Here is a 14,689-nt window from a genome sequence, read left to right as displayed (position 1 = left end):
GGTAGTTCCATAAAGTCACAGAACAAAATGCGCCAATTCTATCAACTGCAGGGTTAAGGAATATAACGAGATCCGGTAACAATGATTGGTATCGTGCTGGCCTTACGTTATCCTTTACACAATTCTTCACAGCTCGACGTTACCGCTGTGAGTCTATCTTCAAGACCAAAAAGAGTAATATGAATTCTACTACCGCAACTCCTTCACCTTCGCTTGGCCGACAACTCTATACCATGACCTGGCCAATGCTGTTTGGGGTGCTTTCTCTCATGAGCTTCCAACTTGTAGACAGTGCCTTCATTGGCCAGCTAGGCGTACTACCGCTCGCTGTTCAAGGTTTCACACTACCTATTCAGATGATCATCATAGGAATTCAAGTTGGATTAGGCATCGCGACCACAGCAGTCATTGCGCGTGCAATTGGTGCTAACGAAATGCGCTACGCTAAGCAGCTAGGTGGGCTTGTGATCGCAATGGGAAGTGTGAGTGTCGCACTTTTTTCAGTCATCATTTATCTACTTCGCGGCCCTATTTTAGAACTGCTCGACGCACCAGCAAGCGTATTGCCGATCATTGATTCTTACTGGATCTATTGGTTAGTCAGCTCTTGGACAGGTGCACTACTCTACTTTTACTACAGTGTGTGTCGTGCCAACGGTAATACTATGCTGCCCGGCTCAATGATGATCGCAACCAGCATCATCAACCTTATACTGGACCCAATCTTCATCTTTACGCTCGACATGGGCATCAACGGTGCAGCGATTGCGACGATTTTGGCGTTCGGAGCAGGCATCTTTATCGTGGCGCCCAAAGTAACCAAGAAACATTGGATGACGTTCGACTGGCACGATCTTGACATCGGCAGGAGTGTTCGCTCGATTGGCAACATCATGGGGCCTGCGATGGTAAGTCAATTGCTACCACCAGTGTCTTCTATGTTGGCAACTAAGCTACTGGCAGGCTACGGTACGGCTGCCGTTGCGGCTTGGGCGCTGGGTTCTCGTTTTGAGTTTTTCTCGATTGTTGCGGTGCTTGCATTGACCATGTCGATGCCGCCAATGGTTGGTCGGATGTTGGGAGAAAAAAACCTGACAGATATTCGCAGCTTAATTAAGATTGCAGCAACCTTTGTACTTGGTTTTCAAGTCGTTATTGCGCTTGTTACGTGGGTATTCTCAAGTGGATTAGCAGGATTAATGACGAGCGACAGTGAAGTGACCACAATCCTAAACTATCACCTCATGATTGTGCCACTGAGCCTCGGCCCTCTGGGAATCTGCATGCTGATGGTGTCAGTTTCGAACGCCTTAGGTAAGTCTTACACCGCATTAACCATTTCAGCATTGCGTCTGTTCGCTTTCTTCTTGCCTTGTTTATGGATTGGCTCTCACCTGGCTGGAATTGAAGGCCTGTTCTGGGGTGCCATGGTCGGTAATGTGTTTGCTGGAACCTGCGCATGGTTCATGTACCAACGTGCTTTAGGGCAAGTTGAAGCTAAACTTGCCAGCTAACCCGCGAGCAAGCTTTTAGCTTATATTTAATGCAAAAAAGCAGCCACTTAGGCTGCTTTTTCGTCTTCAGATTTAAGGAATATCGAGTTTAAGCTTGCTCAAAGTGACTCAAGAACTCACCACAATCTTTCTGAAATAGTGGCAAGGCTTCAGCGAGCTTTTCATCATCCCAATGCCACCACTCAAGGCTTTCTAATCTCTCGGCATAACTAGGATCATCAAAGCGAGGGCGAAGCACCTTGGCTGGGTTACCAACCACAATCGAATATGGCGGCACGTCTTTCGTCACCACACTACCAGCACCAACGATCGAGCCATTGCCAACCGTGATACCCGGCAGCACAATCACTCCGTGGCCGATCCACACATCGTGTCCAACATGCACTTTGTCTTCTTCACGCCATGAAAACACCTCATCGTCCAGCGATGAAGGATCTTCACCTAGCTGATACTTGCCCGGACGATAAGTGAAATGATGCAGCGTTGGACGCCACCATGGATGATTGCTCGGATTCAGGCGAACCGACGCTGCAATTGATGTGAACTTACCAATCTCGGTAAACATCAGATTACAGTCGTTTTGGATATAACTGTAATCTCCAACCAACACGTTATTTAACACGCAACGGTCAGCGATTTCAGTCCAACGCCCAAGTTCAACGCTGTGTAACTTACTGCTCTCAGCAACACTAGGTTCACTGTTTAAGGTAGGGGAAAGCGGTTGGCTCATAGGGTTATCTCCTCGCCATCGTTGAGAATACGTAAACATTGTGAAAAGGCGTGAGGATGTTGTGCAGCCCAGCCGAGCATATGGTGACTGACATGGATCAAACCAAGATTATTCGGACGACAGGCTTCATCAATACCTAATATGTGGTGAAAGTCATTATGATTTAAGTTCGATCGAACTTGAGGGTCTTCAATTGGCGGGGAGTTACAATCGGTGATCAACCAATCGACAGGAAACTCTTTCAACCAACGCTCGGTTTGCTTTGGTAGCCCCACCGTGTCGGTTAGATAAGCTAGGCGCTTCCCGTCAAATTCAAAGCAATAACCAAGGCAAAGTTTAGAGTGATTGAGTGGCAATGGCGTTACGGTTATTCCCTGCCAATCAAACGACTTAAACGCTTGAGCGCGCATTGAAAAATCTAGGATACCTGGGTGTTTATAGAGATCATCACAACCAAGCAGATCATCAGGAGAAATTACCGAGATCTTATCGCCAGATCCCCATCGGAGATCAAACAAACCCTGCACATGATCCATGTGATAATGAGTCAGTAGGATCTTGTCAATTGAACCAGCTGGGAAACGGCGCATCAAATCAGGTGCATTGGCATCCAACAGCAGAAGCTTGCCATTATGCTCAAGAAACGCTGATGACTTTTCTCGCCTTAAGCTCGAGTCCTCAAGAGCAGAAATACACACTGAACAATTACAACCGTAAACTGGCACCATCGCGCTGTTGGCGGTGCCTAACATGGTCAACTTCATGCGACACCACCTGCTGGTTCTGCGAGCCTTTCAGCTTGCTCTTTTAATCGTGCAAACTGCGTAATGCTCTGTTCAAGCGTGCCACTGTTATCAATACACAATGTGTTATTAAGAGTGGATAGTGAGTCTAAACAATAGTCCGCAGCACGCTGCAGTCGGAGGGCTATCTCAGCATCGCTTTCACGGCCACGAGCTCGTAACCGTGTTTCTAACACCTCAGGCTTAACGCTCACGACAACGGGTACTAACCGCTCGCCAAACAAGTCTCTGGCTGCATCTAAATACGCACGCGACCCATTGACCACAACACTCAACCCTGCGTCCATCCATTGGTGAACTTCTTGCCCAATGCCATAGCTCATACCGTGAGCCTGCCAACTCATCGCAAACATATTGCGCGAGTAGCGAATAAAGAATTCGTCATCACTGAGCTCTACATGATTTTCGCCACCAGCATCAGCTGCACGAGTGATGTAGCGATGGGCAACCACTAAATCTTTAACGAACTGCTCACGCAGCGCTGAGATAATCGAATCTTTGCCAGCACCAGAAGGACCAATTACGTAATAAAGCTGACCCGGTTTGTCGGCTTTAGGGGCAGCGTTCACCACCCCATTCACATCAAATGAGTAACCTTTAGACATGGATTAGAATACCTTCTTGCCTTCGCGCCACACACGAGAAACCAGTTGATGACCATCAACACGATGCGCGAGCACCAAATCCGCACGTTTACCTTCTGCAATCACACCACGGTCATATAAACCAAGTGCTTGTGCTGGGTTCAGCGTCGCCAGTCGCACCGCTTGCGCCACATCAAGGTTGTTACGTTCATCGTTAACCAGCGTAAACACCGCATCTAACAAGCTCACTGGATAGTAATCAGAAGACAAAATGTCCAACACGCCCAAAGACGCCAATTCATGCGCAGCGACATTGCCTGAGTGCGAACCGCCACGAATCACGTTTGGCGCCCCCATCATCACCTTCAAACCTAATTCATGAGAACGTTTAGCCGCTTCAACCGTGGTAGGGAATTCAGCAATCACCATGCCCAATTCTTTAGATTCCGTTACATGAGCACTGGTTGCGTCATCATGACTTGCGGTTGGTATGTTCAACTCACGGCACTGACGGGTGATCTCATCACGGTTCTGTTTAGACCAACGCTGTGACTGAGCCACTTGGTCTTTTTCATACACTGCCATCTCAGCATCCGTCATGTTGTATTTACCTTGATAGTAAGTACGGTACTTATCTAGGTTTACAAATTGACGCTGCCCTGGCGCATGATCCATCAAGGACACCAACTGTACTTCAGGCATATTCACGTAACGCTCGAACAAACCAACGGTAGTTGAATGCGGTACTTCACAGCGCAAGTGAATACGGTGCTCAGCACGAGTTAGACCGCGTTTCTGGCTTTCTGCAACGGTATTAATGAACTGGTCGAGGTTCTCTTGGCGATGTCCATCTCGATAATCACCCAAAGCAACCGCATCAAGTACAGTGGTGATGCCTGAGCCAATCAGCTGAGTGTCGTGTGCACTCATTGCCGAAAGCGGCGGCCAATTCACCTTTGGTCTAGGCGTGAAGTACTTCTCGAGATTATCGGTATGCAGCTCAATCAAGCCCGGCATCAAGAAGCCATTCTCACCATCAAAAGCACCTGGAAGTTGGCTTGTAGAGTCAGACATATTGGCGATCACGCCATCTCGCAGTTCAACCGAGCCACGTATCACTTCATTTTCAAGCACCAGATTTACGTTGGTAATAATCATTTGCGTCAGCTCCCTTTACGCACACGCTGTAGTGAGTTGTTTTGGTGAAATGTCTTGTTGTAGCTTCACGTCATACAGACGGTCAGCGACTAAATCTCGTGTTGCTTCATCATGGAAGATACCGATGATTGCAGCGCCGCCCGCTTTGGCTTCTTCAATCAAGCTCACGACTACCGCACTGTTGGTTGCATCAAGCGAAGCGGTGGGTTCATCAAGCAGTAGGATTGGGTAATCAACAATAAAACCGCGTGCGATGTTCACTCGCTGTTGTTCACCACCAGAAAAAGTTGCTGGCGCTAGGTGCCACAAATGTTCTGGTACGTTTAGGCGAGTCAGCAGTAGCTTTGCTCGCTCTTCGGCTTCTTGCGCGCAGCCACCCATTTCCAACATAGGTTGCATCACTACTTCTAACGCACTGATACGTGGAATCACACGCAAGAACTGACTAACCCAACCTATAGTGTGTTTACGCACGTTAATAATTTCTCTTGGTGTTGCTTTAGCAAGGTCTATTGTGTTGCCTTGGTGCACAACATTGATCGACCCTGAGTCCACTAAGTAGTTTGCATACAGCGCGCGCAGCAGTGTGGATTTACCTGAGCCTGAATGTCCGTGCAGAACCACACACTCGCCGCTGTTTACAGAAAGGTTCGCACCAGTTAGTACAGGCAGTTCAACGCCATTTTGATTGTGCAGCACAAAGGTTTTGCTGACGTTATTTACGGTTAGTTTGGTATTCATGTCATCGTCCTTAATTCTGCAATACAGAAGAAACCAGCAGTTGTGTGTATGGGTGTTGAGGATCGTCCAGCACTTGATCAGTAAGGCCACTTTCTACGACCTCACTGCGACGCATCACCATGAGTCGATGTGCAAGCAAGCGAGCCACAGCAAGATCGTGGGTTACGATCACCACAGCTAATTCAAGCTCTGTCACTAGGCGACGAAGAAGATCAAGCAACTTGGCTTGAACAGACACATCCAATCCGCCAGTAGGTTCATCCATGAAGATCAATTTAGGGTGAGTCACCAGATTGCGGGCAATCTGTAATCTTTGCTGCATACCACCAGAAAAAGTCGTCGGCATGTCGTCCATTCGATCCGTTGGGATCTCGACATCACCGAGCCATTTCGCTGATTTCTCACGAATTTCGCCATAGTTACGTTCACCCACTGCCATCAGGCGCTCACCAATGTTGCCGCCCGCTGACACTCGACCACGCAAGCCATCCATTGGGTGTTGATGCACCACGCCCCACTCCGTACGAAGCAAGTGACGACGTTGGCTTTCCGCCATTTGGTACAAGTCTTCCAGTTGTGAGATTTGCTTATCCGCATCACCACGTAAGTAAATTACTTCACCACTGTCTGGTGTCTGGCGACCAGAAAGTGACTTCAACAAGGTACTTTTACCAGAGCCAGACTCACCGACAATACCCAACACTTCACCCGGGTAGAGGTCGAACGACACGTTTTGAAAGCCCTTACCCGGTGCGTAGAGTTTGGTCAGATTAGAGACAGACAACAATGGCTGCTCCGACGGGTTCGGTTGTTGTTGCATCTTAATCAAAGCATTCATGCGTTGTTCTCCTGTTGTTCGCGGCAGTAATCCGTATCGGAACAAACGAACATATGTGAGCCTTGGTCATCCATAACGACCTCATCAAGGAAGGTATCTTTTGAACCACAAATTGCACACGGCTCGTCCCACTTCTGAATCTCAAACGGATGGTCTTCAAAATCTAAACTCTGAACTTTGGTGTAAGGAGGAACCGCGTAGATGCGCTTTTCGCGCCCCGCACCAAACAGTTGCAATGCTGCCATGTTGTCCATTTTCGGATTGTCGAATTTAGGAATTGGTGATGGATCCATGATGTAACGATCATTCACTCTTACTGGGTAAGCGTAAGCCGTTGAGATATGGCCAAAGCGTGCGATATCTTCATACAGTTTTACATGCATGATTCCGTACTCTTGCAGCGCATGCATTTTGCGAGTTTCGGTTTCACGTGGCTCAATGAAGCGCAACGGCTCAGGGATCGGCACCTGATACACTAAGATCTGGTCTTCTTGAAGATCGACTTCTGGGATACGGTGTCGTGTCTGAATGATGCTCGCTTCGGTGGTTTTCTCAGTCGTTTTCGCACTGGCGATAGACTTGAAGAACTCACGAATCGATACAGCATTAGTTGTATCGTCGGCACCTTGGTCGATCACTTTTAGCGTGTCTGGTTGGCCAATAATCGCCGCGGTGATCTGCACACCACCGGTTCCCCACCCGTAAGGCATGGGCATTTCACGACCACCAAATGGAACTTGGTAACCTGGAATAGACACAGCTTTAAGCAGCGCACGACGAATCATTCGCTTAGTTTGCTCATCAAGGTATCCATAGTTGTAACCCGTCGCTCCTACTGAGCTGTCAGATGCAGTCTCCTCAGAGTTCAATACCTGTGAGGTGTTACCTACCGGTGCATTTAGCGTTGCCGTGCTCATGAGTGACCTCCTTGTACATCATTACCTTGTTCGTCATTACCTGGCTGAGCCATCAATTCATCGTGCTCTTTGTGCATTTTTCTAAGCAGCTCCAGTTCCGCTTGGAAATCGACGTAGTGAGGAAGTTTTAGGTGGGACACAAAACCAGCAGCTTCAACATTGTCTGAGTGAGAAAGCACAAACTCTTCGTCTTGAGCAGGGCTATCAACAGGCTCATCAAACTCAGCAGCTTGCAAAGAACGATCAACCAACGCCATCGACATCGCTTTACGTTCAGTTGCACCGAACGTTAAGCCATAGCCACGAGTCAATTTAGCTTTCTGTTGTTTGTTACCAACAAAGCCATTAATCATCTGACACTCTGTTAGCTCAATTTCACCGATGTCGATGCTGAAACCAAGCTCTTCTGGTTCAATTGATAGCGTTGAAAATCCAGTACGAATCTCGCCCGCGAATGGGTGATTACGACCATAGCCACGCTGAGTCGAGTAACTCAGTGCAAGTAAAAACCCTTCATCGCCACGCACCAAGTTTTGTAATCGTGCACTACGGTTAGACGGGTAGTTCACCGGATTCATGGTGATGTCTTCTGGTACTTGCTGGTCATCTTCTTCGGTCAACATCATGTCGAGGTTTTCAAGAATACCCAATACCTGTGGGCAAGGTTCAGAGTCAGCCACATCTTGAGTTGGGATTTGGGGAGCCTCACCTTCTGCAAGTAGGCTGAAATCCAACAGGCGATGTGTGTAATCGTAAGTTGGACCTAAGATTTGGCCGCCAGGTAAATCTTTGTAGGTTGCCGAAATACGACGCTCGATTCGCATAGCACTCGTGTCGACAGGTTGCGCTGTGATCAAGCGAGGTAACGTGGTGCGATAAGCGCGTAACAAGAAAATCGCTTCGACAAGGTCGCCAGCCGCTTGTTTGATTGCCAATGCCGCAAGTTGTTTGTCATAAATGCCGCCTTCCGTCATCACTCGATCTACTGAACCCGACAGCTGCTCTTGAATCTGATCTACAGTCAGCTCTGGAAGCTCTGGATTACCACGACGCTTCTTGGCTTGCAGTTGGTGCGCCAAGCTAATCGCCTTTTCTCCACCTTTTACAGCAACGTACATGATGCCGCCTCCACTTTAGTTGTACGAGGCAGACACAGCACTTGCTGGTCTGCGACAAAGATAAAGTCGACACCTAGTGGGAACTTCACCAATGATTGACGCTCTTTAAGGTAAGCAACGAAACCCTCTGATAACCCACTGAATGAAGCAATTTGTTCACTTTGAATGCCCGGGCCACTCAGTGACAGCTCAGAGCCTGATGTTAAGCTGTCTACCTCAATGACAACCGTTGTTGAAGTGTCTGGATACTCTTCATTGCCGAGATTGAATGTCAGTTCCGACCAATCGATCGCCAATAAATCTTGCGGTGATATCACCGCAAAACCAGCTTGTTGAGGCTGTTCTACAATCGGTGCACCAACGTGAAATTTAATATTTTCCGTGACCGCATGGTCAGCATTTAATGTCTCAGAGAGCCAAATTGGCGTCGCGTTGTCGGCCATTGAAAGCAGTGTTTGAGCAGCAGCACTCATCATTGAACCAAAGCCTTCACAACGGTTCAGTGTTACTACGGTACCGGGTTCTGACATCGCCTTCAGCAGCAATCGAAAGCACTGCTGGCTGTCATGAACTGCATCTTGAAATGCAGGAGAAATCATACTCATTGAATTCGTTCTAACCTGTTTAATTCGTTAATTTTGTTCTTGAATGACATGTAGTTCTTTTTCTTGCGAGCGAAGCTGTTCCTCTCTACGAAACAAGCTTCTCCGCGAATCTAATGTTCTCCACGAACCTAGTCTTCACCACGAACCATGGTAAAAAAGTCCACTTTGCTTGAAGCGACTTCTTGTCGACGTCGACTGTCTCGTTCGTGCTTCATCGCTGCCAACGGTTCTATAAGTTGCGCTTTGATCACTTCGGCTTGTTGCCCGTTTTGCATCAAGGCATCGACTACAGCTGCTAACTCTGCATGCGGCTTACTTCGTCCCTGTAAGTAGCTGTAGCCAAGCTCCCCAGTTGTTAGCTTGATGACGGCGCGAGTCACGGTGACATCGCCCATATTGAACTGACGACCTGTTGAGCCCATACGAGCTCGCACTTGTGCTAACCCAACCTCGGGTTGGCGAACCATTGCGTATTCTGCTTCTAGCCCTAATGCTTCCCATCGCGTTTTTAATTCTGAAAACTGGCTCTGCGCGAGTACCGACATCCAATTTTGTCGCTCTTTCAAAGCTGTCATTTAGTGCTCCATTACTATTTCAGTTGCATCGGCACGGGTATTGGAACTTGAGAATTCCGCTACTACTTGAGTGCCTTTAATTACGTTGGTGGTTTTAATTTTGAGTAGCGGTGTGTTGGTGCTGATTTGCAGCAAGCGACACTCTTCATTGCTTGGGATTTTTGCCCCAACACGAGTCTCTTTTCGCTCTAAATCAGTCTCCAAACCACGCTGAATAAACTGGTGCAAAGAACCGTTAGTGAAATTCTTGAGAATCGGCCACCACACCAGATTCGGCAGGTAGTGATCGATAATGGTTCTTGGCGTATCTCCCGTTTTTCGCAGGGTACGGATATGAATAACCTTGCTCCCTTCCTCCACCTTCAAGTAACCCGCAATTTTGGGGGATACATTGATAAGGCGAGACTGAAGCACCTCACATCTTGGCATTGCGCCTTGCTCAATCAGGTTCTTGGTGAAATGTGCTCCAGAGTGAAGTCGATACTCACTTGGCTCACGAATCACCATGTTGCCTTTGCCTTGATGACGTTGAATCAATCCCGTTGATACCAACTCATCGACAGCGCGGCGAAGCGTGTGACGATTCACGGCAAAGCGCTCTGCCAATTTTGACTCTGGAGGAAGGTAATCACCGGGAACAAAACGATCTTTCACCTCTTGTTCAAGCTGTGAAGCAATATCTAAGTAAACGGGCATAAGGTGTTCCTTCTCTATGATTCAAATACTTATCTAGACAAGTCTGCTTAAATTGACATCTAAGATGCCTAGATAAACTTCTTACGAATGATTTGAGAAACGAAGTCGATAACACTGACCGTTACGATAACAATCGCCATAATCGCGGCAGTTTGTTGCAACTGGAAACCTGAGATCGATTGCCAAAGCAGTACACCGATACCACCTGCGCCAACCATGCCTACAACCGTTGCAGAGCGGATATTCGACTCTAAGCGGTACAGTGAATATGAAATCCAAAGTGGCATCACCTGTGGAATCACACCGTATAGAATTACCTCAAATGGGTTAGCACCAGTCGCTTTAATACCTTCCATCGGTCCGGGTTCAATCGCTTCAATGGCTTCAGCAAATAGCTTGGCAAGTACGCCTGTCGTGTGAATAAACAGCGCCATCACACCGGCAAACGGCCCCAACCCAACAACCACCACAAACAGCATCGCAAACACCATTTCGTTGATAGCGCGTAGACAGTCCATTAGTCGACGAATTGGAAATGTCACCCAGCTCGGCATCAGATTTTCAGCACTCAAAATACCAAATGGAATCGCTAACAGAATCGATAACACGGTTCCCCAAATACCCACTTGAATCGTTACTAGCATTTCACTGAAATAAACGTTGCTTTCACTGAAATCTGCCGGGAAGAAATCCTTGCCCAGCTGAACCATATTCTCTGGGTGTTCAAAGAACATCATTGGTGCCATCTCTGCGCCTTGCCACGCCCAACTAAGGACCAGAAGTGCTATCACAGCAATCACACCATTTTTAATCGACAGCTTCGATGAAGGTTCGTAACGTTGAGTTATTGCAGTCATTGTTCTATTACTCGGTTGCTGCGCCACTCAAAGTGGCGCAAGGATTAGGGTTAGCCTTTAAGGGCATCAATTTCAGTTTGTAGTTGGTCGATTTCAGCTTGGTATTGCGCCATGCGCTTAGTTCTATCTTTCTCACTCAAGTTGCTGTTGTTCTCCGCTTCAACCAACTTCTTAAACGCTTCCATTTGACGAATTGGCAACAGTTGCTTGTTATCGGTTGCAGCAAAGCCAGACCAAGCTAGCAGGCTCAGGTTTTCAAGCTGTTGAGGCTCTTCTCCATAAGCGACAAAGAATTCACGCGCCTTCTGCTTTAGCTCTTCATCTAAGCCTTTTCGGTAAGTAATCACATCTGAAGGGATGAGCTCTGACTGCCAAACCACTTTCAGCTTGTTAAACAATTCAGGGTTTTGTTCTTCGATACGAACAAGGCTCATGGTGTGATTGGTGGCAACATCAACCTGGTTGTTGGCTACGGCCATTACGTTTGCGCCATGGCTAGCAGTGACGTTGCGATGGAAATCGTTGGCTGATACACCATTGTTGGCGAACGCTTCGAAGTTTGGTACTAAGAAGCCTGACGTGGAGTTAGGATCACCGTTGCCAAGCCTGAGTTTCTCATGTTGGTCTAGAACATCTTGAAGCGTGTTGATGCTGTCATTTTCTGCATTAACAATAAGTAGGCTGTAATAGCCCTGTAAGCCATCCGCATCGATATAACGGGCAAAAACTTCCGCATCGGCACGATCAACAGCTTCCATTGCCGCTTTGTTTCCGTAGTAGGCAAAATCAACTTTTCCAAAACGTTGCGCTTGGATGATTCCCGCGTAATCGGGAGCGAAATACGCCTTCACGGGCTTACCCAAGGCTTCGCCTAAATCATCTAAAAGAGGCTCCCAGCGCTGACGTAAGTTTTGTTGCGCATCGGTCGCGATAATGCCGAAGTTGATTGCGTCGTTTGCAAAAGCATGACTAGCAGTGAACGTTGTCATCAGTACCGTTGCCAACATTGAGGCTTTTTTAATTCCCGACTTGATTGAATGAAACATCTTAATTCCCTGATATTTAAAAAGACGCAGCAAGCACGTCGTTAGATTGGATGTGTGGTGCGTTCGCCGTTTTTTTAGAGCGGTATAGGTCTTCAAGCTGAGGCTTAGTGAGTTCCGCACTCTTTCCTTCATAGAACACTTGGCCATCTTTAAGAGCGATGATGTTTTCGCAGTACTTAAGGGCATGGTCCACTTGGTGAAGTGTGACGATGACAGGAATGCCTTCTTTTTCATTAATGTCGGTCAGCAGTTCCATCACGATGCGCGCAGATTCTGGGTCAAGCGAAGCGATGGGTTCATCAGCAAAAATGATTTCAGCCTTTTGCATCAATGCTCTAGCAATCGCAACACGCTGCTGTTGGCCACCAGATAGATTGCCAACACGTTGGCCCGCGAAATCTTCCATACCGACTCGACGCAATGCTTCTAATGCTTGTTGCTGCTGTTCAACCGTGAACATGCCAGTTAGCGTTCTCCACTTAGGAGTCGAACTCAGTGCACCAATCAGTACATTGGTCATCACCGATAAACGGTTTACTAAATTGAATTGTTGGAAGATGTAGCCCGCTTTCGCACGTCGCTCACGAACTTTGGCATCAGGCTTACCATTGGATTGAACAGTCTTGCCTAAAACTCGAATGTTTGAGTCGTTACCTTTATCGCCAATAACTAGTCCACTTAAATGACGCAACAACGTAGATTTACCGGAACCCGATGGGCCAAGTAACGCCGTCATCTTGCGGCTGGTAATCGTCAAATTGATGCTATTCAGTGCTTTATTCGAACCGAATGTTTTGTTGACCTTGTTAACTTCAATGATGTTATTCATCGTCAATGTCCCTGTTTGATTTAAGGCCACTTTGACGTCTGAATATTAAATTTACGTGTCGGTTTATTTGCAGAAATGAAATATTTCAACGGGTTAGCCAACTTGTCTAGACAAGCTTAACCTGCTGTTTTAAATGATAAAAACTAAAGGAATTAGCAGAGGGATATCAACTTATATACAGACGTAATTCACAGTAATTTGACAATAAAAAGTTCGATAGACACAGCGACACCTTTTAACTCTCAGATCAATCAATAAACATGTCCAATAACTAATAAGTTCGCATATAAAAAAGCATCCCATTATGGGATGCCCGTTTCACCTCAATCGTGGATTTGTTCTAGATCATTAAAGTGTTCAAAAATGCAATCTTTGGTTTTAAATATTTAAACTTTGATGAAGTTTAAGAAATTAAACCATATTGAAGATGGTTTGGTGATCCTGTTCAAATTTCACTCTTAATTTAGGTTAAATTTCCGTTATTTGTTGGTGTTTTAGACGCTTTTTATCGGTTTACAGAAGTTTACTGCATCTTGTTCAAATACCACCAAAGGAGTAGATTCCAGTCATCGAGTTCAAAAATGTAAACCGAAACTATGAATGTAAAACAAGTTAGATTCACCGACGAAGATAGAGAATGTTTAAGCAACTACTTTCGCTTAGCAGACACACTCGCTGATTTAATTGGCCCCTATTGCGAAGTAGTCATTCATTCATTTGAAAGCTTAGAAAACTCGGTCGTGAAAATCGTCAATGGTCATCACACAGGTCGTGAAATTGGCTCTCCAATCACAGATCTCGGTTTACGTATGTGGAGCACATTCGAGAAAACTGGCGAAGTTTCTCCAAAGAGCTACTTCACTAATGCAGCAGATGGTTCCCTACTAAAATCGACCACCTGTGTGCTAGCAGGCCCACAGAAAAAGCCGATTGGCATGCTGTGTATCAACATGAACTTATCCTTCCCATTCCCAGAAATCGTTAAAACGTTAATGCCAACGTGCAACGTGTCTCAAACACTAGTCAGTGAGACTTTCAGCAAAAGTGCAAACGATGTGATTCAACAAGCACTGACTGCTGCAATAAAAGAAGTAGAACAAGACGAAACGATTTCCTGCAAAAGTCGCAACAAAGCCATCATTCGTTGTTTGTTTGATAACGGCGTATTTGAGCTAAAAGAGACGACGACACAAGTATCAGAACAACTTGGGATCAGCCGTCAGGCGGTTTACAAGTTTATCCGTGAATTTAAATCAGAATAAAACCAATAATTTAGGAGTTACATCGTGAAACAGATCATTGCCACTGAACAAGCACCAGCAGCTATCGGACCGTACTCACAAGGTACGTCTTACGGCGAAATGGTTTATACCTCAGGTCAATTACCTCTTGTTCCAGAAACCATGCAGTTTGTTGAGGGCGGTATTAAAGAGCAAGCTTGCCAATCTCTCGAAAATTTGAAGGCCGTTTTAGAAGCGAGCGGAGCTGGGCTAGACACTGTATTGAAGACAACTTGCTTCCTGTCAGACATGGAGAACTTCGTTGCGTTTAACGAAGTGTACACCGAAATATTTGGCACGGAGAACGCACCTGCTCGTTCTTGTGTAGAAGCAGCAAGACTACCAAAAGACGCATTGGTTGAAGTTGAAGCCATCGCATACAAAAAATAACCGACTTA

At 46.6% G+C, this 14,689-nt stretch carries 17 protein-coding genes; 3 read left to right on the top strand and 14 right to left on the bottom strand.

Annotated elements, in window-relative coordinates; all coding sequences use genetic code 11:
• The first annotated feature begins 179 nt into the window (after positions 1-179).
• A complete protein-coding gene (locus L0991_21170; protein ID XGB64530.1) occupies positions 180-1,514 on the top strand; it encodes an MATE family efflux transporter in 1,335 nt (444 codons plus the stop codon).
• A gap of 88 nt (positions 1,515-1,602) precedes the next feature.
• Here the strand turns inward: L0991_21170 and L0991_21165 are convergent, their stop codons facing one another.
• The 14 genes from L0991_21165 to phnC all read right to left on the bottom strand — a co-directional run bounded on the left by L0991_21165 (position 1,603) and on the right by phnC (position 13,011).
• A complete protein-coding gene (locus L0991_21165; protein XGB64529.1) occupies positions 1,603-2,244 on the bottom strand; it encodes an acetyltransferase in 642 nt (213 codons plus the stop codon).
• Complete coding sequence (phnP, locus tag L0991_21160; GenBank protein ID XGB64528.1) at positions 2,241-3,008, bottom strand: phosphonate metabolism protein PhnP; 768 nt, start codon at positions 3,006-3,008, stop codon at positions 2,241-2,243. Before phnP ends, L0991_21165 begins: the two co-directional genes overlap by 4 nt.
• Positions 3,005-3,652 carry a ribose 1,5-bisphosphokinase gene (gene phnN, locus L0991_21155; protein XGB64527.1) on the bottom strand — a complete coding sequence of 216 codons (648 nt, stop codon included), beginning with the start codon at positions 3,650-3,652 and terminating at the stop codon, positions 3,005-3,007. The genes phnP and phnN overlap by 4 nt, the downstream gene beginning before the upstream one ends.
• Before the next feature lie 3 nt (positions 3,653-3,655).
• Complete coding sequence (gene phnM / locus L0991_21150) at positions 3,656-4,789, bottom strand: alpha-D-ribose 1-methylphosphonate 5-triphosphate diphosphatase (protein XGB64526.1); 1,134 nt, start codon at positions 4,787-4,789, stop codon at positions 3,656-3,658.
• Positions 4,790-4,804: 15 nt separating this feature from the next.
• Entirely contained in the window at positions 4,805-5,530 is a 726-nt protein-coding gene (gene phnL, locus L0991_21145) for a phosphonate C-P lyase system protein PhnL (GenBank protein XGB64525.1), read from the bottom strand.
• 10 nt (positions 5,531-5,540) lie between these two features.
• Complete coding sequence (gene phnK, locus L0991_21140; GenBank protein XGB64524.1) at positions 5,541-6,368, bottom strand: phosphonate C-P lyase system protein PhnK; 828 nt, start codon at positions 6,366-6,368, stop codon at positions 5,541-5,543.
• Positions 6,365-7,153, bottom strand: coding sequence for an alpha-D-ribose 1-methylphosphonate 5-phosphate C-P-lyase PhnJ (locus tag L0991_21135; protein XGB65429.1), 789 nt, complete (start codon positions 7,151-7,153; stop codon positions 6,365-6,367). The genes phnK and L0991_21135 overlap by 4 nt, the downstream gene beginning before the upstream one ends.
• 128 nt (positions 7,154-7,281) lie before the next feature.
• Positions 7,282-8,403 (bottom strand): carbon-phosphorus lyase complex subunit PhnI, encoded by a 1,122-nt coding sequence (locus tag L0991_21130; GenBank protein XGB64523.1) that lies wholly within the window; start codon positions 8,401-8,403, stop codon positions 7,282-7,284.
• Positions 8,388-9,008: a phosphonate C-P lyase system protein PhnH gene (phnH, locus tag L0991_21125; GenBank protein XGB64522.1), complete on the bottom strand. Its 621-nt coding sequence runs from the start codon at positions 9,006-9,008 to the stop codon at positions 8,388-8,390. Before phnH ends, L0991_21130 begins: the two co-directional genes overlap by 16 nt.
• Before the next feature lie 128 nt (positions 9,009-9,136).
• Complete coding sequence (gene phnG, locus L0991_21120; protein ID XGB64521.1) at positions 9,137-9,583, bottom strand: phosphonate C-P lyase system protein PhnG; 447 nt, start codon at positions 9,581-9,583, stop codon at positions 9,137-9,139.
• Complete coding sequence (gene phnF / locus L0991_21115) at positions 9,584-10,279, bottom strand: phosphonate metabolism transcriptional regulator PhnF (GenBank protein XGB64520.1); 696 nt, start codon at positions 10,277-10,279, stop codon at positions 9,584-9,586.
• Positions 10,280-10,347: 68 nt separating this feature from the next.
• Positions 10,348-11,136 carry a phosphonate ABC transporter, permease protein PhnE gene (gene phnE / locus L0991_21110; protein ID XGB64519.1) on the bottom strand — a complete coding sequence of 263 codons (789 nt, stop codon included), beginning with the start codon at positions 11,134-11,136 and terminating at the stop codon, positions 10,348-10,350.
• A 50-nt stretch (positions 11,137-11,186) separates the two neighbouring features.
• Positions 11,187-12,182: a phosphonate ABC transporter substrate-binding protein gene (phnD, locus tag L0991_21105; protein XGB64518.1), complete on the bottom strand. Its 996-nt coding sequence runs from the start codon at positions 12,180-12,182 to the stop codon at positions 11,187-11,189.
• 16 nt (positions 12,183-12,198) lie between these two features.
• On the bottom strand, positions 12,199-13,011 hold the full coding sequence (gene phnC / locus L0991_21100) for a phosphonate ABC transporter ATP-binding protein (protein XGB64517.1): 813 nt from the start codon (positions 13,009-13,011) through the stop codon (positions 12,199-12,201).
• 596 nt (positions 13,012-13,607) lie between these two features.
• On the opposite strand from phnC, the gene L0991_21095 reads away from it, so the two are divergent.
• Both L0991_21095 and L0991_21090 read left to right on the top strand, forming a co-directional pair.
• Positions 13,608-14,273 carry a PAS domain-containing protein gene (locus L0991_21095; protein XGB64516.1) on the top strand — a complete coding sequence of 222 codons (666 nt, stop codon included), beginning with the start codon at positions 13,608-13,610 and terminating at the stop codon, positions 14,271-14,273.
• Positions 14,274-14,297: 24 nt separating this feature from the next.
• Positions 14,298-14,681 (top strand): RidA family protein, encoded by a 384-nt coding sequence (locus L0991_21090; protein XGB64515.1) that lies wholly within the window; start codon positions 14,298-14,300, stop codon positions 14,679-14,681.
• Positions 14,682-14,689 lie beyond the last annotated feature (8 nt).

Origin of the sequence: Vibrio chagasii (assembly GCA_041879415.1) — a bacterium.
Lineage (GTDB): Bacteria > Pseudomonadota > Gammaproteobacteria > Enterobacterales > Vibrionaceae > Vibrio.
Note: the sequence above shows the minus strand (reverse complement) of the source record. Positions and strands in the feature narration are given on the sequence as shown.